A 19,375-nucleotide genomic window follows, 5' to 3' on the forward strand; every position below is an offset into this window, starting at 1 on the left:
ACAACTATGAAAAGGAACATGTCAGCCTGTTCATAGAGCTAAATTTGTCTGAATATTTATTTTACTGTAACACGACGCTCACGAATCAGCTTTATCAGACGCAATAAGTCGTTGTAATGAAGGAGGTCGATGCCTTCACTCTGCATCGCCTGTGCTTTGCAGAACTGTTCGACTGTATCCAGATGCTGCATAAGATAGAGCATAATGTCTGAACTGTTTGCACGGTCAGCAGCCGTAGGTTTCTCTTTCTGAATAGGATTGAGAAGACAGTTCATCTGGTCAACATAGCTGCGCTCAAGCAATCGGCGTGTACGCACCTGCATGTCATTGAGCCCTACCAGCGGCTTCCATACACTACGGAACATATCACCCAAATAGTCCTTGAACTGGTATGCACCTGCTGAACGCTGGTCTTTATAGATTTTATCCATAATGGTGCCACCCATGAGAATCCTCAAGATACGATCCTGATAACTGCTTATCTCACCTACTACATCAGTACCTGCAACATCAGTCATTGATGAAGGATAGAGCCAGAGCGGTGCTTCAAACACATGGCGACCAATATAATCAACAGCATCCCTGCCTTTGCTGGCTGGTGCAATCTCGTATGGTTTCTTTCCAGGCATGTTGTTCAGGTATCGTCCACCAATATTCTTCAAGACATGATTAGTGTAACGTCCATACTGGCCGACAACACTTCTCCACATTTCCATGCGGTCATCATACTGGTCATTAGGCTGGTTTGTCCACTCTGGCAGTCCTGTAATGATACGTTTGAGGTTCTTTATACCATAATCACTTGCCTTCACATTGTCATCACCAAGGTCTTCTGTCTGTGCACGTGGGTCTTCATTCTTACCTTCACCACCAAACCACAGACGTGGATTCTTGGCAAGGATGGCTGTTGTCTCGGTCATCAGCTTCTCCTTTTCGTCCATCTCGTCCTTAAACTCGGGGCGATACTGATACCCCCAACGGATTGCCCACTTGTCGTAATCATTCACCCGGGGGAACAAACCTCGCTCTGAGATTCCGTCTTCGGGTTGTGCAACATAGTTGAAGCGGGCATAGTCCATGATACTGGCTGTGTGTCCGTGCTCCTCAACCCACTTCTTGTCGCGCAGCTTCTCTACAGGAGTAGCATGACTGGCGCCCATATTATGACGTAAGCCGAGCGTATGTCCCACCTCGTGACTTGACACAAAGCGAACCAACTGTCCCATGAGCTTGTCATCCATGTGTACTGTACGGGCACGTTTATCCAATGGGCTGCATTGCGTGAAGTACCACTTTGTCAGCAGATTCATCACGTTATGATACCAACAGATATGACTTTCGATGATTTCACCACTACGCGGGTCAACAATACGTGGGCCGTATGCGTTCTCTATCTCAGCCGGAAGATAGCGCAGGACATTGAAACGTGCGTCGTCAACACTCATCGTCGGGTCGTCAGGCCATTCCCTTGCCTGTATAGCATGCTTGAAACCTGCTTCCTCAAAAGCAACATTCCAATCCTCGATACCCTGCATCAGATAGGAAACCCACTTTTTGGGCGTTGCCGGGTCAATGTAGAATATGATGGGCTTGACAGGCTCTGACAGCTTACCCTTTGCGTATGCCTTCTTGTCTTTAGGCTCCAGACGAAAACGGGAAATGAACTGTTCTCGGTCGGTCTTTGTCTGTTCATCACTGAAGATGGTGTATCTGTTGGTGAAATATCCCACACGGCTGTCCCACACACGCTTACGCATCGGCACCTTGGGCAGCAATACAACACTGGTATTCAGTCCGACAGTCATCGAACCGGTCTGTGAAGCAGGAACGGAGGAAGGTGTACTGGCATAGGTACGTGTGGTAGCTATTTCCACATTGATTGGATAAACCTTCATCGTATCAATGAAAGTACGATCAGCCTGTAGCCCTCCTAACTTCAGCTGTTTAGAGTTGTTGGAGGAGAAGCTGAGTATAGCATTGTCTTTCGAAAACAACGGCGTGACATCAATCATCTGTGCCTGTGTGTTCTTGTTGCGTCCGATAACCTTGAACGAAGCAACAATCGGGTCAGCCGTAGAGGCTTTCAACGTGCGCGAAATGCTACTCTCAGGGTCAGCTTCCTGCGAAAGGACATAGGCACGGAGCAACATAGTCTTGTCATCACGCTGCTCAAAATAAACCGTCTGCTGGTTCACTGCCTCTCCTGCAAACTTACCGAAGTTCTGCGGAACAGCCGTGAAACGGGTCACAGCAAGCAGATAACGTCCGATAATCGTATCTGGAACTTCAAAATACCAATGATCTTCTATGTGCCTTACGGTAAAAAGTCCTTCACTGACACTACCCTTCTTCTTAATCAACTGTTCGTAAGCAGAAGGTTTTTCTTTCTCTTTTTCAGTTGTTTTATCTTTCTGAATATGTTGTTTTGTGGTATCTTTCTGCTGTTCTATAGTATCGTTTACAGCACGATAGCCATACCTGTTACCTGCCACTCCTACACCACATCCGAGCATAAGAACCAACAGGCAGGTTGTTGCTTTTCTGTTGATTGACATAATATTATTTGTAGCTTTGCATAAAAACTTTAGAAAGTACATGTGGGCAACCCAACGACTGCCCTCCTTATTAACTTTACTTCAAAACACTTGCCTTACGAACATGGACATCCGTGAGCGGTCGGTCATTCGCATCAACAGGCTGCTGCTGGATATGTTCAACGACATCCATCCCCTCAAGTACCTGTCCGAAAACCGTGTATTGTCCGTCCAGATGAGGCGTACCTCCCACCTCTTTATATATCCTACGCACCTCAGGCGTCATCTGCACCGTACTGTCTGTATGTGCATTCAGTCGTTCCTGTGCCCAATCGAGCTGTCCGTCTGAAAACCTTATTCCCCATACTATATAAAACTGTGAGGCTGATGACTCCCGCTTCGGATTGACATCATCGCCCTCACGTGCTGCTGCAACTGCGCCACGGCGGTGCAACAGTTCAGGATAATGAATCTCTGCAGGAAGCGAATAACTTTCAGGCGTATCACCCAAAGCCTGTCCCGGCTTTGCCGTCTTCGACCCCATGTCGCCCGTTTGTATCATAAAGTCCTTTATGACACGGTGGAACAACACACCATCGTAGGCTCCACTGCGCACCAACCTTAGGAAGTTGTCACGATGGAGTGGCGTTTCATTATAAAGCTGGATACGGATATTTCCGCTATCCGTTTCCAACAACACCTCATGACGCAGCGTATCTATCTGCGTCTGTGCCTGTATATTGGCTGCTATCAGAGCCAGGAAAAGTGAATATAATATCTTCTTCATCTTTTTCATAAATATTAATTCTCGGCAAAGATAAACATTTAAGAACAAATATCCTAATTGAAAAGCTATAAAAAAGTTGTTGAGAGCACACATATATCAAGGAAAGAACGTACCTTTGCACGCTGAATAAAGATTCTAACAGGTATCTACAGCGAATTATCTTCACGATAAAAATAATTTCTTTTCATGAAGAAAAAGATTTTTTTTCATGAAGAAAAGGATTTCTTTTCATGTAAATAATTCGCTGATAATATATTTGCAAGACTGGAACAAAGGAGTAAAAACCTTTATTGACAACTGGATTTCAATGAGTTAAGATTAGGTGTTCATGAGCGATTACCAAGTATATTCATACCATTATTTCTGTTAGTCTGCCAGTTTGAAGAAAACATATAGGAAGCTATATGACTGATGAACAATGGGGAATGAAGAAAAAACGGACTGAAGATAACAGGTGAAACAAGGACAAAAATAAGAAAGATGTGTATATGCGTTTAATGATGTCCCCCAACTTAACGCCTGTCAAGTATAGAAAAAAGAAAATGACACAAACAAACAGTATATTCCAACGCCCGCTATGGGTAACTGTATTTGCCCTCACTGCTGCTATAGCGTGGGGATGGGCTTATCCACTAATCAAGTTAGGATTTGCAGAATTTGCTATTACATCTGACATGACAGGCTCGAAAATGCTTTTTGCAGGCATCCGTTTCTGTCTCTCCGGACTGATTGTCCTGGGAATGGCGAGTGCTAAAAAACGGGACTTCAAAGTAAGAAAACCTGTCGACTGGTGGTATATTCTGCTCTTCTGCATGATGAATACCACGCTGCATTATGCCTTCTTCTACTTCGGACTCTCACACAGCGAAGGTTCCCGGGCAGCAATTCTCAACTCATTGAGTGTTTTCTCTGTGGTCATCTTCGCTTGTACTTTCTTCAAAAGCGACCGCATGACCGTGAAGAAAGTCATAGGTTGTGTTGTGGGTTTTGCAGGTATCCTCTCACTGAATTTAGGTGGCGCAGAGAGCGGACAGTTCACTTGGTTAGGTGATGGAATGATTATTCTCAATGCCCTTTGCGGTGCAGCAGCTTCTTTGCTCACACGGGGATTAGGCAAACGTGTTGACGTATTTGTCGGCACTGGCTACAGTCTGGCAATAGGTGGTGCGTTGCTGATTGTCCCCGGTCTTCTCATGGGTGGCGAACTTCCGCAGATATCCATCTTGGGAATTACGTGTCTTCTGCTGCTTATAGCCATCAGTACACTCGGTTTTACACTCTACAACAAACTGCTAACCTGCAACCCTGTCGGTAAAGTTGCCATCTATAATTCCCTCATTCCTGTTGTCGGGGCAGTCACCTCCTGCCTTTGCCTCAACGAAACCTTTTATATTAAGTATGCAATAGCAGGGGCATTGGCAGCCGGAGGAATATACATTATCAACAAAAGCTAGAACCCTCCAAACTCGTCAATTCGATGGTCAGCACCCGAATGGGAAAAAGGCGGAAGCTCTCAACACATAGTCAGACTGCTTTTCTATCTTTGTATCTCTCAGAAGCATACAGACACAACCGCAAAGTTTACGTCTATTATCATTCTCACAACAGCAATAATATAGCCCCCTTATATGAAACCAGTCATATAAGGGGGTATAAAGTGCCAAGACGGATAATATTGGATGCTCACATTGAAAACAGATGTAAGACCGAGTAGGTCTTGCGCTATGTAACTATCATTTAATCAACTTGTATGATATAAAACTTATAAAGTGGTGCTTAATTTGACTTCAATTAAGCCTTACTTGGACGTCAACTAAGCATCTATTGGACGTCAATTAGTGCTTAGTTTGAATGCAATTAAGCATCAGTAGTTTTATGGAAGAAGAAATATTTTGTCAAAAGTGTTATGAATTCCTCTCACTATCTCCTTTTCACCTTTCCCGAAGGAGGAAGAATAAATGTCATAATACCGTTACAGATTTCAAAAATACCACCTTTACATTTCCTGTTTTTGCCATTTCTTCAAACCAAGTTCTGAACTCTTTTTGATGCAGTCTTCCCGAAATGATAAAGTGACAATCCGCAAGAATGCACAGCTTGTACATCCCTACGGATTGCCAATTAACAGTATGGTTGACATTTCTTAAGCTGGACAAAGTGTCCAAAGATGTTCCAGCCTGAATAGAATGGAACAGGATTTGAGTATAAAATTCTCACCTTTAGAGAATGATGTTCATGTGGCTTCTCACCAAATTCTTCCCCCAAGATATTGAAAAAGCTACTTCCGCTTATTTGCTTGTAGTCAATCCACTGCGTTTTGGACGCTTGTATGACCGGTAATCATCAAGTTCAATCTCAACATCCGGTTCAGCGAGTTCGCCCACTCTTGGCAACAGGAACTTCATGTACTTGATATTCAGTCCGCGTTCAATCCACTGATTTTCGTAATAGGTGTGTATACCAAGAATCTCACGTGTCTTCTCGTCCATTTTAGCCTCATCCACACTAGCCTCCCCCAGTTCATTCCCATAAAGGTCTTCTGTACGGAAGAGAACAGGAAGATGGTTCACATTGACCATATATGTAGTATAAGTGAAGAGGAAATTAGAATCAGTTTTCAGATGAACGATACCATTGTCCACCAGGAAATGACGATAACGATTCATGAAGAAAGTGGAAGTCAGTCGCTTATGTGCGTTCTTCATCTGTGGATCCGAGAAAGTAAGCCATATTTCCTGCACCTCATCTTCACCGAAAAAACGGTCGATAATCTCAATACTTGTGCGCAGGAAGGCTACATTCTCCAATCCTTCACCCAGTGCCTGTTTGGCACCGGTATAGATACGTGCGCCCTTGATGTCGACACCGATAAAGTTGATGTTCGGGTAAACACGTGCAAGTCCGACAGTATATTCACCTTTTCCGCACCCCAACTCAAGTAGAATCGGGTTGTCATTATGGAAATACTGTTCACGCCAATGCCCTTTCATCTCGAACGGAATCTCACTGATTACGCTGAAAGGATACTGAAAGATGTTCTTGAACGTCTCCATCTCTGCAAATTTCTGTAACTTACCTTTACTCATAGGTGCAAAGGTACAACAAAAATAAAGAATTAAAAGAGTGTATGTCGTATTAAATTCAAATCATCTTTATAGATAAGCATACATTTGAAAAAAATCATTATCTTTGCACCATACGGTCTCAATTCCGCAGCGTTTTTCCTTGTGAGGCGATTTTATATGTTGAGATGTCTTTTTCGGCTCTATGTGTTGTTATGAGGATTTTCGGGGCTTCCTGGGTCTTGCCGAAGCATGGAATCCCCCACCCAAACCAATGGGGGATATGAGAACCACAAAGAAATGCTGCTTGTTCAAGGAATACTTCAGAATAGTATGCTTTATTTGTATACAGGTTCAGAACGTTCTGTCTTCCTGTTCTCACCCATTTTGCCGGCACGCTGACAAAATGCAGGATAAAGGCTTTCAGCCTGCTTGTCTTTTTCAACGGCTTGACCTTTTCGCTGATATGGCGGACGAGGTAGAGATAGAAGTTCTTCAGCATGGCGGTAACCATCATGAAAGCCATGTTCTCAGCCATGGGGGAAAAGGGCTGATGTTCCAGTTATTCACATTGGTGTTTCCGTCACGGTTCTCACCTCCGACTATGATGCTCCCGATGGAAGCCCAGCCCGGGAAATAACCATGGTCCTGCCTGTAGGAATACTTTGCATCGAACTTGTGGACTGGAACAAACTGGTGGTCAAAGCCCAGGTCAACATGGCTGCCCGCCTTTATAAGGCTCTCCCGTTAAATGCGTAGATAGGAAACAGAACAAAGGCTTATACACCTGTCTGGTATGACTATCCCAAAACAGACGATCTCACAAAAAGGGATAAAGCACAAGATAAGAATGCAGAAAAGGCAAATACTTACCATGTCCTTCCGTCTTCTACAAACAACTTTTTCCCATATCACCCAATGTTTGTAAACTATTTTCATGCAACCCAAAACCAATACATGGTCTTTTGGCTTTGAAAAGACGCCCAATTGGCTTGCAATAGACGCCCTTTTGAGGTCTAACTGACGCCCTTTTGAAGTCCAATTAAGCACCTATTCTTGCACTGCTTTATAACTAACTGATTTACTGTTGGTTGCAAACTTGCTTTTTACACGTATTTTTGCCTTTATCTGTAGGTATTTTATCCGAAATTATGTCATGATTTTTCAATCTATTGTCTGCGGTTTCAAAGTATTAAAATGAAAAGGTTTTCTGCATGGGAGGATGATAATAAAGTAGGTAGCCAAGACCGTCTTGGCTGTCTTTTTGTATAATGCATAACTTCGGTTCTTCCGTTAAAGCTATACGAAAAACATCCACGCATTTAATGGTCCTGTAAGCGCATTGATGTCCTCAAGACATTCTCCACCACAAAGATAGCTGAAGAAGAGAGAACCCAGGATGCTTCCATGGCTGAAAGCCTTGCTGCTGCATCCGCGTCTGTCCAACATGGATTCAGTAAGTTTTTTCAAAGCCAGCGTTCGAACTAACGCCCTTTAAGCGTTCAAATAAGCCTTAGTTGCACGTCAATTGAGCCTTATTTTATCAGACAGTAATATCATCAAATATAAGTTGGTAATTTATTAGGTTATCCACAGTTTTATGTGTTTATAATGATGTCTTTATTTCATGTTTATTCTAAGCTTAATGAATATTGTCAAGTATGAAAAGCCCTCATTAGTCTATCTACTTTAGCAAAAGAAAGACAAACGAGGGCTGTTATGAAAATATAGTTTAGAGTTTTCCAATCTCTGACAACAAGTCTGCTACATCTTCAGGGGTGTTGAACTGCATTCCCTCTTCCAGTTCTTCATCTGAGAGTTGATTAAGAAGTTCCTTAGCTGATAATTTATCAAAACGAAACTCACCACTGACATTGGTCTTAGCAAGCAAAATTATGAGAATTTGATGACGATATTCTTCTATTGACATAATTAACTTTTCATTTTATATTTTGAACTTTTATGATATGTATATCTATGAGTCATTGTACACATTCTGCCTTAATATATATTTTTTCAATACTGTATGAGCAAGCCATGTTTTGCCCTTTTGAGAAGGAGGATATGTTCTTGCTGACTGTTTCTTCCTATATCAAAGGGATTAAGGTTTTAATATAAAGTGCGGATGTGCTTCATCTCCATAGTCTTTATGATATAGAAAACTATCATACTCGAAACCAAGGAGATTATAGGGTGATGTAAGTTGGTTGCGGAGTATATAGCTTGTCATCGCACCACGACAGCTCTTGGCATAGACGCTAACAGCCTTCAGACGGATACCTTGATCTACCATAAAGAGCGGCTGGATGACATGTACCTCCTTTAAAAGTCGTTTCCAGTCGAATAGATGCTGGAACTCTTCTGTAGCCAGATGTACAAGGATACCATCATCAGCTTTCACAGTTTCGATGAGTATATCTGTGAGGTGAGGCTTCCAATACGCAAACATATTTTTCCCTTCTGCTGAGGGAAGTTTGGCTTTACCCTCGAGACGATATGGATGAATAAGGTCTAATGGACGTAAGAGACCATAGAGAAAACTTGTTATCCAGAGGTGTTTGTCAGCATAACGGAAGTCCTCTTGGCTAAAATCCTGCGCCTTGAGACATTTATATGCCTGCCCGTAGTAGGCAAGGAGGGCTGGGATAAATGATTCCTCATTGAAGAAGTCCTGATAGCGCAGTTTGTTCTCAAGTGCTATCTTTTCATTACATGGAATGGTTTTGGCAAGGTCTTCGACGGAAAGTTCACCCAGTTCTAACGCCAGCTGCCCCGCTTCCTTTTGGAAACGAGGCAGGTGAGTGTCGGGAGTATGTACCGTTGTGGCACTGTTCATTATCTTAGCGGATGCTAATAGTATCTGCATTTGATTAGAATCTTAGGAGTTAAGGAGTGAAATAGAGTTAAGATAATATTTTTATACTTGCTATGATTTTAACAGCTGGAGGAGTTAAGTCCTTGCCTGCTGTAAGCAGTCCCTACTGTAGCAAGGCGGTATAACTCCTCTGAACTTTTAATATTTCAATCCCATATTATAAAGGATGAAGCCATAGATATCAGCCTGTTCTTCTAATTGCTTAGACAATGGCTTACCACTTCCATGTCCCGCTTTGGTATCAATGCGGATGAGCGTCGGAGTGTCGGCAGCATTGGCTGCCTGTAGGGTAGCTGCAAACTTGAAAGAGTGAGCAGGTACAACGCGGTCATCATGGTCGGCAGTTGTTACCAGTGTAGCTGGATATTTTGTGCCAGGACGGAGGTTGTGGAGTGGAGAGTAAGCACGAAGATAATCGAACATCTCCTTTGATTCTGCACTTGTTCCGTAGTCTGGTGCCCAGTTCCAACCGATAGTAAACTTATGATAGCGCAACATATCCATTACACCTACCTGTGGGATACATACCTTGAAGAGGTCAGGACGTTGTGTCATACAGGCACCTACGAGCAACCCACCATTTGAACCGCCTACGATGGCGAGGTAGTCCTTGCTTGTATATTTGTTCTCGATAAGCCATTCTCCAGCAGAAATGAAATCATTAAAAACATTCTGCTTCTGCATCTTTGTACCTGCAATGTGCCACTCCTCTCCATATTCGCTTCCACCACGTAGGCAAGCCTGTGCATAGATTCCACCATTCTCAATGAAAGGAATACGGATGGATGAGAAATATGGAGACATGGCTATGCTGAAACCACCATAACCATAGAGAAATACTGGGTTCTTGCCATTACGCTTTAAGCCTTTCTTGTAAGTGATGAAGAGTGGTATCTTAGTGCCATCCTTACTTGGATAGAATACCTGCTCGCATACATAATCAGACTCTTTGAACTTGACCTTTGGAGCAGCATAAACCTTGCTGTTGGCTGTGCTGAGGTCATACTGGTAGATAGTGGTTGGTACAGTGAATGAAGAGAAAGAATAGAAAACTTCTTTGCGGTCTTTCTCACCATAGAAACCAGCACTACCCAATGTCGGCAGTTTAATCTCAGAGAGTTGCTTTCCATCCATAGAATAAACATAGACGTGGCTGGATGCATCTTTCATATAGGTGAGTATTATCTTGCCATCAGCGAAAGTAACACCTTCAAGCATATCCTTGGACTCTGGCACAAGTGTCTTCCAATCGCTGAAACCAGGGTGCTTGAGGTCGGCAACCATGAGTCGGTTCTTCGGTGCACCATCATTGGTAAGGAAGTACATTTTATCACCGATGGTCTCAACAAGATTATACTGCAGATCAAGATTGGAAGTCATCTGGATAAACTGGCTGTCAGGCTGGCGGAGGTCACGCACGTAGACTGTGTTACCGGAGCCTGCACCGCTTTCATAGAGGAACATCATCGTTTCTTCTTCATTGACGCTGACAGAATAGAAGCGCATAGGGTTTGCCGGATTCTGATAGAAGAGGACATCTTCAGACTGTGGGGTGCCAATCTTGTGATAGTAAATCTTCTGGACTGAATTCACATTACTGAACTCATGTCCTTTCTGTGGTGTGTCATAGGAACTATAATAGAAGCCATCACCTTGCCACGCTGCACCAGAGAACTTTGCCCAAGTGATGTGGTCATCAAGAAGTTTTCCAGTCTTGGCATCCATAACATAGAATTCCTGCCAGTCACTTCCACTGCGTGAAATAGCGTAAGCAGCATACTTGCCGTTATGAGAGAAGTAGATTCCCTTCAACGCAACGGTTCCATCTGTCGACAATTGATTGGGATTAAGGAATACACGTGCGTTCTTCTCGTCTCCAAGGCGGTCCATTATATAGAGTACGCTTTGGTTCTGTAGACCGTCATTCTTGTAGAAAAGCCACTTATCTATGGGTTTAATATAGGAAGGAGCTGATACTTTCTCATAATTTGCCAATTCCTTCATACGTTTCAGAAGTTTCCCACGGAACGGAATACGAGAAAGATATTCCTGTGTTACCTTGTTCTCAGCAGCTACCCATTCAGCTGTAGCTTTAGAACTGTCATTCTCTAACGGGCGATAAGGATCGGCAATCTGAACACCGAAATAGGTGTCTACAGTGCCATCCTTTGGAGCTTGTGGATACGCCAGCTTCTGTGCCATAATGCTTGTAGCAGACAATAATGCTGCGGTCAGTAATACTTGTTTCTTCATATAGTAAAGATTTGAATGAATGTTAGTTGTTTGTGAATTGGGCTAATTAGGCTAATAAGCCCAATTAGCCTGATAGGAAACCTATTTCAAACTTTCTTGATACCACTCGTAGAGTTTCTCAACACCAGCTCCGATTTCTACTTTGTGCGTCCAGCCGAGACTGTGTAGTTTCTCTACATCAATGAGTTTGCGAGGAGTGCCATTTGGTTTCTCAGCATCCCAGACAATGTCTCCTTCAAAGCGAACAGTCTTCTTAACAAGTTCAGCAAGTTCCTTGATGGTAAGCTCCTTGCCTGTACCAACATTGATGTGGCAGTTACGAATTTCGCCCAATGATGGTATGGCACCACCACGACCTTCAGAATTATTGCGGTCAACTGCTCCGTCAATCTTTGCACCATAGAAAACACTTGAATACTTCTCAATGCCGATGATGTCCTTGAAGTCTACATTCAGCAGGACATGAACACTGGCATCAGCCATATCCTCACTCCAAAGGAATTCGCGTAGTGGACTACCGTCACCCCATAGGGTTACTTTGTTATTCTCGATGCCATAGAAAGCAAGTGCTTTCAAGATACGCTCCTCTGTATTCTTACCATCAACATTACCCTCACCAATCTCAGCACGCAGCTTATCGGTTGGGTTAATTGGACGCTTAGCCATATCGTTACGGATAGCATCCCAGTCATCCTCATGAATAAGCTTAGCAAGATAAATCTTACGCATCATAGCTGGCATTACATGAGAGTTCTCCAAATGGAAATTATCATTAGGACCATAGAGGTTTGTTGGCATGACTGCTATGTAATTAGTACCATACTGAAGGTTGTAGCTCTCACACATCTTCAGTCCAGCAATCTTGGCAATAGCATACTCCTCATTGCTATACTCCAATGGGGAAGTCAGCAGTGCATCCTCCCGCATTGGCTGTGGAGCATCCTTTGGATAGATACATGTACTACCAAGAAAGAGAAGTTTCTCTACTCCATGAAGGTAACTTTGCTCAATGACATTGCACTGCATCTTCATGTTCTGCATGATGAAGTCTGCGCGATAGAGGAAGTTTGCCATAATACCTCCTACGAAAGCAGCTGCGAGAACAACTGCATCAGGTTTCTCTTCATCAAAGAAACACTTTACAGCCTGCTGGTCTGTTAAATCCAGTTCTTTATGACTTCGTCCAACAAGATTCTTATATCCTCGCTGAAGGAGGTTGTTCCATATTGCTGAACCAACCAATCCGTTGTGTCCAGCGATGTATATCTTACTATTTTTGTTCATTGCATATTTTGTCGAATAGACTATAAAAAGTAATAATAGCTGATAGTAAGCGATGACAAGGAATCGCCAACTATCAGCATAAGCGGTAATTACCCCTCACCATAAGAGGGGGATGGAAAAAGAGTTTTACTTAACGATACCCTTCTCCAAATACTCAGCAAGGTTAGTTCTAACCTTTTCAGCTGCACCTTCAGATGCAACCTTAGCCATGTCGCTGTCCACCATAATGTTGACAAGTTCCTCAAAGCTGGTGCTGTTAGGATTCCAACCGAGCTTCGCCTTTGCCTTTGTTGGGTCTCCCCAAAGGTTAACAACATCAGTAGGACGATAGAAGTCTGGACTAACCTCAATAAGAACCTTTCCTGTAACCTTATCGATACCCTTCTCGTTCATACCCTCACCCTGGAATTCAAGCTCAATACCTACACGCTTGAAAGCATAATAGCAGAAATCACGTACGCTGTGCTGAACACCGGTAGCTATGACGAAGTCTTCTGGCTTCTCCTGCTGAAGAATCAACCACATACACTCTACGTAATCCTTAGCATATCCCCAGTCACGAAGCGAACCGAGGTTGCCCAAATAGAGCTTGTCCTGCTTACCCTGCTTGATGCGTGCTGCAGCAAGTGTAATCTTACGGGTAACAAAGGTTTCGCCACGACGCTCACTCTCATGGTTGAAAAGAATACCAGAGCAGCAATACATATTGTAAGCCTCACGATATTCCTTTGTAATCCAGAAACCATACTGCTTAGCTACAGCGTATGGGCTGTAAGGGTGGAATGGAGTGTTCTCATTTTGTGGAACTTCCTCAACCTTACCATATAGCTCAGAGGTAGAAGCTTGGTAGATACGACAAGTCTCTGTCAAACCTAACTGACGAACTGCCTCCAAGATACGCAATACACCTACAGCATCAACGTCAGCAGTGAACTCTGGTGAGTCGAAACTAACCTGTACGTGACTCTGTGCTGCAAGGTTGTAAATCTCGTCAGGACGCACTCTGCTGATTACGCCGATGATACTCATAGAGTCGCCAAGGTCGGCATAATGCAAATGGAAATTAGAACGTCCTTCCAAATGAGCAATTCGCTCACGGAAATCTACTGATGAACGACGGATTGTACCATGCACATCATAACCTTTTTCGAGTAATAACTCTGCCAAATAGGAACCATCCTGACCAGTGATACCTGTAATAAGTGCTTTTTTCTGCATTGTATTTCTTTTAGCGTTTATAATTTTCTTAATGATTGGTACAAAGATACAAATTATAATTTATATTTAAAGATTTTCGATGAATATAATATTTATATATTGTATTGTATATCTTTTAAGAGAATGTAGAATGAGTAGATTATATGCTTAAATGAGACGTTGCAATCCTTTTCTGTGAAACTTTATGAGTGGCTTCACAAATTCTCGTATCAGTTACAGATTATTAAAATACAAGCATGCAATCTATAGCTGTTGGAATAAAAAACAACTACTTATTAACTAAAATCTCCCACTTGTATAAAACCTTACCGTAAGTCTTTGAAATAGAGGCGTAAAAATAAAGAAATGTCGATTATTTTTTGTATATTTGTATTACTAAACATCTGATATACAATATAATAACATTTATGAATGCAAATATACAACAGATTTCGGAATTGGAGAGGGTTCTAAGTGTTAAAAATGCAACAAACTGGTCCTTTCTATCACTCTTCGGCAAGTTTGCCCTTGGCGGAGTCCTGTCCAGACATTCCTTAGACAAGAAGCGTGGTGTAGACATAGTCCAGCTGACTCTCTTGCTCATCCTTTTCCGCATCAATCAGACGACGGTCGGAAGTATATATAATGACCGCTTCTACGATTTGCTTGAAACAGGAAAGAACTGCTACTACCGTCTCACGAACCGTGGCGAGATGAACTGGCGCATCCTCCTGTTAAGTATGGCCTGCCGCTTCTGGGCGATAATGCGGAAGCCCCATTGGATAGCAAATGCTACATCATTGACGATACACAGAGGAAAAAAGAGATTCCATCTTAACCCAAGTTTAACGGTCAAAATTATTTTTCATAAATTTTCAGGGTGTTTTGAGGACTGCCAATACCCTAAGTGTTTGATAATCAGATGTAGCGTTTTCTGAAGATGATCCAAATCTGATTTGTAGGACATCAGCATATCAATTTTTTGGTTCATCCGTTAAATGAGTGTACACTTTTCGTATAGCTTTAACGGAAGAACCGGAGTTATTATTAAATAAAAACATAGCCAAGACGGTCTTGGCTACCTACTTTATTATCATCCTCCGACACAGAAAACCTTTTCATGTCAATACTGTGAAAAGGCAGACAATGGATTGAAAAATCATGACATAATTTCGAGTAAAACACCTACAGATAAAGGCTAAAACACGTGTAAAGAGCAAGTCTGCAACCAACAGTAAATCAGTTAGTTATAACGCAGTGCAAGAAAAGGTGCTTAATTGGACTTCAAAAGGGCGTTAGTTAGACCTCAAAAGGGCATCTATTGCAAGCCAATTGGGCGTCTTTTCAAAGTCAATAGACCATGTATTGGTTTTGAGTAGTTTGAAAATAGTTTACAAATATCGAGTGATATGGGAAGAAGTTGTTTGTAGAAGGCGAAAGGACATAGCATCTGTTAGCATTTTCTGCATTTTTATTTTGTGCATTATCCCTTTTTGTGAGACCATCTGATTTTGGATAGTCATACCATGCAGGTGTATAAGCCTTTATTCTGTTTCCAATCTATGCATTTAACGGAAGAACCAATTTTTTGTTACTTTGCACCCATGCACGCAAATGTACAGACACGTTTTAACCCGGCAACCGGCAATAAGGGTTCCTTATTATAGACTTAAGAAGTCATACCGTGATGTGCCCGGACATGTACATTCGCTCATCCTAATCAATATCGGTTTTGAGCCTTCTCTCACAGCCGTGCAGGTGCAGAAGATCGCTTTTGCATTGACAGAGCGTTTTAAGGACAGTGGCACTAATCCTTTGTTCGACAAGCAGCCGGAGGGACTTACGGCGAGATTGTACGATGATAGGTGTTAAACTTGGGCTAATATTAAAATGCTTATAATGAACCATCAAATATGTATAGAAAATAAAAGACCGCAGGAAAAACCTGCGGTCTTTTTGAATATATCTTTATAGAAATTAATTCTTAAAGAAATCCTTGACAGCCTCATTTGGGACCATCTGCTCATCGAAAACGTAAGCGCCAGTCTTAGGGCTCTTAACCATCTTGATAACCTTTGAATATGCGCGACCATCCGTTGAACCTTCATGGAGGGTAGCGACCGCTTTCTTTGCCATAGTTTAATCTGTTTTAACTATTAACTATACTCTTTGTGAGCGAGCTTACTTAATCTCCTTGTGAAGAGTTACCTTCTTAAGAACCGGATTATACTTCTTGAGCTCAAGACGCTCTGGAGTATTCTTACGATTCTTTGTAGTCACGTAACGGCTTGTACCAGCCATACCACTATTCTTCATCTCGGTACATTCCAAGATAACTTGGACTCTGTTTCCTTTAGCTTTTTTTGCCATGATATTTAGTCTCCTATTACCTTAATGTCCTTCCAGTCAACATAACCCTTGGAAACAGCCTGCTTGAGAGCTGCATCAAGACCTACCTTGTTAATAAGACGAAGACCAGCAGCACTAATCTTCAGCTCAATCCAGCAACCTTCCTCTACATAGTAGAACTTCTTGCTGAAGAGGTTAACATCAAAGCTTCTCTTTGTACGGTGCTTTGAGTGAGACACATTACAACCGAGCTGTGCCTTCTTTCCTGTGATTTGACAAATCTTAGACATTTCTATCTTTGTTTTGTGATTCGTTAATTGATACCTATTCCAAACAGGGTGCAAAATTACAAAAAAGTTTCAAATAAGCAAAACTTTCACTACGATAATTGCTGATTTTAAGCTTTTTTGCAGGTTTATTCGGACTTTATATCCATATCATTCAGGAAATCAAGCATCAAACGAATAGCCTTATTAGTTGCAATGGCAAGGTTAATGTCACGTCCAAAGTCTTCTGTGAGCTTGAAGGTTCTTACCTCATCCTTGTTTCCATAAGCCAACCAGATTGTACCTACAGGATTATCCTTTGTGCCACCACCAGGACCTGCAAAACCTGTTGATGCGATTGCAAAATCCACACCGATTGCTTTAATGGTACCCAGAACCATCTCACGGGCAACTTCCTCAGAGACAGCTGTCTGTTCCTCAAGAACTTCGTGAGAAACGCCGAGTAACTTTTCCTTAACCTCATCGGTATAGGCTACGACACCACCTTTATAATAATCAGAAGAACCAGGAATGGCAATGATTGCCTCACTGATACGACCACCTGTGCAACTCTCTGCTGTACCAATTGTTAGTCCTGAAGCATAAAGGATGTCACCAATCTGTCGAGATATAATCTTACTTTCAAAATCCATAATCTTTATTCTTTATAAGGGGCTTTTACTTTATTATTACTCAAAGGTTACTTTACTGAACACAGGGATATCCATCTGCGTAAAGTCGTTGTCCTTATACTTGAATGTTCCTACACTGGCAATCATGGCAGCATTATCAGTTGTATAACTGAACTTTGGTATATAGATTGTCCAGCCATAACGCTCAGCATGATCATGGAAAGCATTACGCAGACCATTATTAGCCGACACTCCACCAGCTACAGCAACATGCTTAATTCCAGTTTCTTTAACAGCTAAACGCAACTTCTTCATGAGTATGTCAACAATAGCATGCTCAAGGCTGGCAGCAATATCTTCTTTATGATGCTCGATAAAATCTGGATCATCCTCTACCCACTTTCTCATGTTGTACAAGAACGAAGTCTTTAGACCCGAGAAAGAGTAATCAAATCCTGCAACATTAGGTTCGGCAAACTTATACGCTAACGGGTCTCCCTGACGTGCCAACCTGTCAATGATAGGACCACCAGGATACCCCAGCCCCATAACCTTTGAACACTTGTCAATCGCTTCACCAGCCGCATCGTCTATAGTCTGACCGAGTACCTCCATGTCATTATAGGCATTCACCTTGACTATCTGGGAGTTGCCACCAGATACCAAAAGACAGATGAATGGGAACGGAGGCATGTGATTGTCGTCATCAGTTTCCTTGATAAAGTGCGCCATGACATGCCCCTGCAAGTGGTTCACCTCAATCATCGGAATACCCAATGAACGTGCAAAACCCTTTGCAAAGTTCACTCCTACCAACAGACTACCCATCAGTCCGGGACCACGTGTGAAAGCTATCGCCGACAGTTGCTCCTTTGTGATGCCTGCACGCTTCAAAGCCTGGTCAACAACAGGAACCACGTTCTGCTGATGAGCCCTTGAAGCAAGTTCCGGCACAACGCCTCCATAAGCCTTATGCACCTCCTGTGAGGCTGTGACATTACTGAGAATCACACCATTCTTCAACACGGCAGCACTTGTATCGTCACAGCTGCTTTCTATGCCTAATATATATATATTTCTTTCTTCCATTTTCAGTTAGATTCTCTCCGAAGAGAACTAAGGACATTAGTGTGTCAGAATTTCCAATCCATGCTCTGTCATCAGGAAGGTATGTTCCCACTGTGCAGAAGGCTTCTCGTCACCAGTGATGACTTCCCAACCGTATGGATCATCTGCATCAATAAAGACTTTCCAAGTTCCCATGTTAATCATCGGCTCAATGGTAAACACCATACCTGGAACAAGTAACATTCCAGTACCTCTATGCCCGAAGTGAACGATGTCAGGTTGTTCGTGGAACTCAACTCCTACACCATGACCACAAAGGTCACGAACAACACCATACCCGTTCTTCTCGGCATGCTTCTGGACAGCGTGACCTATATCACCGACAAAACAATATGGCTTGGCTGCTTCAGCTCCTATCTCAAGGCATTCCTTAGCAACACGCACCAAACGTTCCTTCTCCGGGGTTGTCTTTCCACCAACGATGAACATACGACTTGCATCTGCAAAATAGCCATCAACTATCGTTGTCATATCAACATTGATGATGTCACCTTCTTGAAGTACGTCTTCTTTCTTAGGAACACCATGGCATACCACCTCGTTGATACTTGTGCAGACGCTCTTAGGATATCCTTCATAATTCAGGCAGGCAGGGATTGCGTTATGATCCTTGCAATACTGCATGCAGATATCATCAATCTCCTGTGTGTTCATTCCCACATGTATAGCATCAGCAACAGCATCCAGACAGCCAGTATTGACCACTCCACTTCTCCGGATACCTTCAATCTGCTCAGGTGTCTTAATCATGTCACGTGTAGGAACCAGTTTGCCCTTCTTCTCGAGAGCCATTATCTTTAAATCCATATCGGTAGGCTCCTGTCCCGGAAGACAATGCCATCTTTTCTTTTTCAACTGCATATCATCAATATTATCTTATTGCAATTATAAAGCAAACAAGTATAAGAAAAAAACTTATCTTCTTATATGCCTACTTAGTCTCTGCAAAAATACTATAATTCAAAGACATAACAAAATAATTCAAGTCCTTTCTTCCATAACAATAGT

The 19,375-nt window shown here is 42.5% G+C and carries 18 protein-coding genes and 2 pseudogenes; 3 read left to right on the forward strand and 17 right to left on the reverse strand.

Annotation, left to right across the window (positions count from 1 at the left end):
- Positions 1 to 56: 56 nt before the first annotated feature.
- Both ADJ77_RS09315 and ADJ77_RS09320 read right to left on the reverse strand, forming a co-directional pair.
- Positions 57 to 2,555: a zinc-dependent metalloprotease gene (locus ADJ77_RS09315; RefSeq protein ID WP_025078967.1), complete on the reverse strand. Its 2,499-nt coding sequence runs from the start codon at positions 2,553 to 2,555 to the stop codon at positions 57 to 59.
- Between the two features lie 76 nt (positions 2,556 to 2,631).
- Positions 2,632 to 3,321 (reverse strand): peptidylprolyl isomerase, encoded by a 690-nt coding sequence (locus ADJ77_RS09320; protein ID WP_025078968.1) that lies wholly within the window; start codon positions 3,319 to 3,321, stop codon positions 2,632 to 2,634.
- Between the two features lie 542 nt (positions 3,322 to 3,863).
- Here ADJ77_RS09320 and ADJ77_RS09325 point away from each other — a divergent pair.
- Positions 3,864 to 4,775: a DMT family transporter gene (locus ADJ77_RS09325; RefSeq protein ID WP_025078969.1), complete on the forward strand. Its 912-nt coding sequence runs from the start codon at positions 3,864 to 3,866 to the stop codon at positions 4,773 to 4,775.
- Positions 4,776 to 5,609: 834 nt separating this feature from the next.
- Here the strand turns inward: ADJ77_RS09325 and trmB are convergent.
- The 9 genes and pseudogenes from trmB to gmd form a co-directional block, all read right to left on the reverse strand.
- A complete protein-coding gene (trmB, locus tag ADJ77_RS09330) occupies positions 5,610 to 6,407 on the reverse strand; it encodes a tRNA (guanosine(46)-N7)-methyltransferase TrmB (RefSeq protein ID WP_050696326.1) in 798 nt (265 codons plus the stop codon).
- A 118-nt stretch (positions 6,408 to 6,525) separates the two neighbouring features.
- On the reverse strand, positions 6,526 to 6,921 hold the full coding sequence (locus tag ADJ77_RS14590; RefSeq protein WP_025078970.1) for a hypothetical protein: 396 nt from the start codon (positions 6,919 to 6,921) through the stop codon (positions 6,526 to 6,528).
- 29 nt (positions 6,922 to 6,950) lie between these two features.
- Positions 6,951 to 7,097 (reverse strand): annotated as a pseudogene (locus ADJ77_RS14595) (IS1380 family transposase); the annotation flags it as partial.
- Positions 7,098 to 7,682: 585 nt separating this feature from the next.
- Positions 7,683 to 7,832: a hypothetical protein gene (locus ADJ77_RS13825; protein ID WP_167336713.1), complete on the reverse strand. Its 150-nt coding sequence runs from the start codon at positions 7,830 to 7,832 to the stop codon at positions 7,683 to 7,685.
- 283 nt (positions 7,833 to 8,115) lie between these two features.
- Complete coding sequence (locus ADJ77_RS09340; protein WP_025079200.1) at positions 8,116 to 8,313, reverse strand: hypothetical protein; 198 nt, start codon at positions 8,311 to 8,313, stop codon at positions 8,116 to 8,118.
- 171 nt (positions 8,314 to 8,484) lie between these two features.
- Positions 8,485 to 9,249 (reverse strand): YaaA family protein, encoded by a 765-nt coding sequence (locus tag ADJ77_RS09345; RefSeq protein WP_025079199.1) that lies wholly within the window; start codon positions 9,247 to 9,249, stop codon positions 8,485 to 8,487.
- A gap of 147 nt (positions 9,250 to 9,396) precedes the next feature.
- Positions 9,397 to 11,511, reverse strand: coding sequence for a prolyl oligopeptidase family serine peptidase (locus tag ADJ77_RS09350; protein ID WP_050696327.1), 2,115 nt, complete (start codon positions 11,509 to 11,511; stop codon positions 9,397 to 9,399).
- Between the two features lie 81 nt (positions 11,512 to 11,592).
- A complete protein-coding gene (locus ADJ77_RS09355) occupies positions 11,593 to 12,795 on the reverse strand; it encodes a GDP-L-fucose synthase family protein (RefSeq protein WP_025079198.1) in 1,203 nt (400 codons plus the stop codon).
- Positions 12,796 to 12,921: 126 nt separating this feature from the next.
- On the reverse strand, positions 12,922 to 14,013 hold the full coding sequence (gmd, locus tag ADJ77_RS09360; RefSeq protein WP_025079197.1) for a GDP-mannose 4,6-dehydratase: 1,092 nt from the start codon (positions 14,011 to 14,013) through the stop codon (positions 12,922 to 12,924).
- Positions 14,014 to 14,420: 407 nt separating this feature from the next.
- Between gmd and ADJ77_RS09365 the strand changes: the two genes are divergently transcribed.
- Entirely contained in the window at positions 14,421 to 14,930 is a 510-nt protein-coding gene (locus ADJ77_RS09365; RefSeq protein ID WP_050696328.1) for a hypothetical protein, read from the forward strand.
- A 666-nt stretch (positions 14,931 to 15,596) separates the two neighbouring features.
- Positions 15,597 to 15,837: pseudogene (locus tag ADJ77_RS09370) on the forward strand (IS1634 family transposase); the annotation flags it as partial.
- Between the two features lie 132 nt (positions 15,838 to 15,969).
- On the opposite strand, the gene ADJ77_RS13440 reads toward ADJ77_RS09370, so the two are convergent.
- From ADJ77_RS13440 to map, 6 genes are all read right to left on the reverse strand, one after another.
- Positions 15,970 to 16,128, reverse strand: a complete 159-nt coding sequence (locus ADJ77_RS13440) for a DUF4295 domain-containing protein (RefSeq protein WP_004370499.1) — start codon at positions 16,126 to 16,128, stop codon at positions 15,970 to 15,972.
- 45 nt (positions 16,129 to 16,173) lie between these two features.
- A complete protein-coding gene (rpmG, locus tag ADJ77_RS09375) occupies positions 16,174 to 16,362 on the reverse strand; it encodes a 50S ribosomal protein L33 (RefSeq protein WP_025079227.1) in 189 nt (62 codons plus the stop codon).
- Positions 16,363 to 16,367: 5 nt separating this feature from the next.
- On the reverse strand, positions 16,368 to 16,631 hold the full coding sequence (gene rpmB / locus ADJ77_RS09380) for a 50S ribosomal protein L28 (RefSeq protein ID WP_008822408.1): 264 nt from the start codon (positions 16,629 to 16,631) through the stop codon (positions 16,368 to 16,370).
- Positions 16,632 to 16,756: 125 nt separating this feature from the next.
- Positions 16,757 to 17,260 carry a CinA family protein gene (locus ADJ77_RS09385; protein WP_025079226.1) on the reverse strand — a complete coding sequence of 168 codons (504 nt, stop codon included), beginning with the start codon at positions 17,258 to 17,260 and terminating at the stop codon, positions 16,757 to 16,759.
- A gap of 36 nt (positions 17,261 to 17,296) precedes the next feature.
- The gene (gene tsaD / locus ADJ77_RS09390) at positions 17,297 to 18,328 is read right to left on the reverse strand and encodes a tRNA (adenosine(37)-N6)-threonylcarbamoyltransferase complex transferase subunit TsaD (protein ID WP_025079225.1); all 1,032 of its coding nucleotides are present in this window, start codon (positions 18,326 to 18,328) and stop codon (positions 17,297 to 17,299) included.
- 36 nt (positions 18,329 to 18,364) lie between these two features.
- Complete coding sequence (gene map, locus ADJ77_RS09395; RefSeq protein ID WP_050696329.1) at positions 18,365 to 19,228, reverse strand: type I methionyl aminopeptidase; 864 nt, start codon at positions 19,226 to 19,228, stop codon at positions 18,365 to 18,367.
- Between the last annotated feature and the right edge of the window lie 147 nt (positions 19,229 to 19,375).

It is taken from the genome of Prevotella fusca JCM 17724, from assembly GCF_001262015.1.
Lineage (GTDB): Bacteria > Bacteroidota > Bacteroidia > Bacteroidales > Bacteroidaceae > Prevotella > Prevotella fusca.

Bases quoted from the DNA above. Each gene is read 5' to 3' on its own strand.
- ADJ77_RS09315 (WP_025078967.1), bottom strand. From the start codon at position 2,555: ATGTCAATCAACAGAAAAGCAACAACCTGCCTGTTGGTTCTTATGCTC.
- ADJ77_RS09320 (WP_025078968.1), bottom strand. From the start codon at position 3,321: ATGAAGAAGATATTATATTCACTTTTCCTGGCTCTGATAGCAGCCAAT.
- ADJ77_RS09325 (WP_025078969.1), top strand. From the start codon at position 3,864: ATGACACAAACAAACAGTATATTCCAACGCCCGCTATGGGTAACTGTA.
- trmB (WP_050696326.1), bottom strand. From the start codon at position 6,407: ATGAGTAAAGGTAAGTTACAGAAATTTGCAGAGATGGAGACGTTCAAG.
- ADJ77_RS14590 (WP_025078970.1), bottom strand. From the start codon at position 6,921: ATGGCTGAGAACATGGCTTTCATGATGGTTACCGCCATGCTGAAGAAC.
- ADJ77_RS13825 (WP_167336713.1), bottom strand. From the start codon at position 7,832: ATGTTGGACAGACGCGGATGCAGCAGCAAGGCTTTCAGCCATGGAAGC.
- ADJ77_RS09340 (WP_025079200.1), bottom strand. From the start codon at position 8,313: ATGTCAATAGAAGAATATCGTCATCAAATTCTCATAATTTTGCTTGCT.
- ADJ77_RS09345 (WP_025079199.1), bottom strand. From the start codon at position 9,249: ATGCAGATACTATTAGCATCCGCTAAGATAATGAACAGTGCCACAACG.
- ADJ77_RS09350 (WP_050696327.1), bottom strand. From the start codon at position 11,511: ATGAAGAAACAAGTATTACTGACCGCAGCATTATTGTCTGCTACAAGC.
- ADJ77_RS09355 (WP_025079198.1), bottom strand. From the start codon at position 12,795: ATGAACAAAAATAGTAAGATATACATCGCTGGACACAACGGATTGGTT.
- gmd (WP_025079197.1), bottom strand. From the start codon at position 14,013: ATGCAGAAAAAAGCACTTATTACAGGTATCACTGGTCAGGATGGTTCC.
- ADJ77_RS09365 (WP_050696328.1), top strand. From the start codon at position 14,421: ATGAATGCAAATATACAACAGATTTCGGAATTGGAGAGGGTTCTAAGT.
- ADJ77_RS13440 (WP_004370499.1), bottom strand. From the start codon at position 16,128: ATGGCAAAGAAAGCGGTCGCTACCCTCCATGAAGGTTCAACGGATGGT.
- rpmG (WP_025079227.1), bottom strand. From the start codon at position 16,362: ATGGCAAAAAAAGCTAAAGGAAACAGAGTCCAAGTTATCTTGGAATGT.
- rpmB (WP_008822408.1), bottom strand. From the start codon at position 16,631: ATGTCTAAGATTTGTCAAATCACAGGAAAGAAGGCACAGCTCGGTTGT.
- ADJ77_RS09385 (WP_025079226.1), bottom strand. From the start codon at position 17,260: ATGGATTTTGAAAGTAAGATTATATCTCGACAGATTGGTGACATCCTT.
- tsaD (WP_025079225.1), bottom strand. From the start codon at position 18,328: ATGGAAGAAAGAAATATATATATATTAGGCATAGAAAGCAGCTGTGAC.
- map (WP_050696329.1), bottom strand. From the start codon at position 19,228: ATGCAGTTGAAAAAGAAAAGATGGCATTGTCTTCCGGGACAGGAGCCT.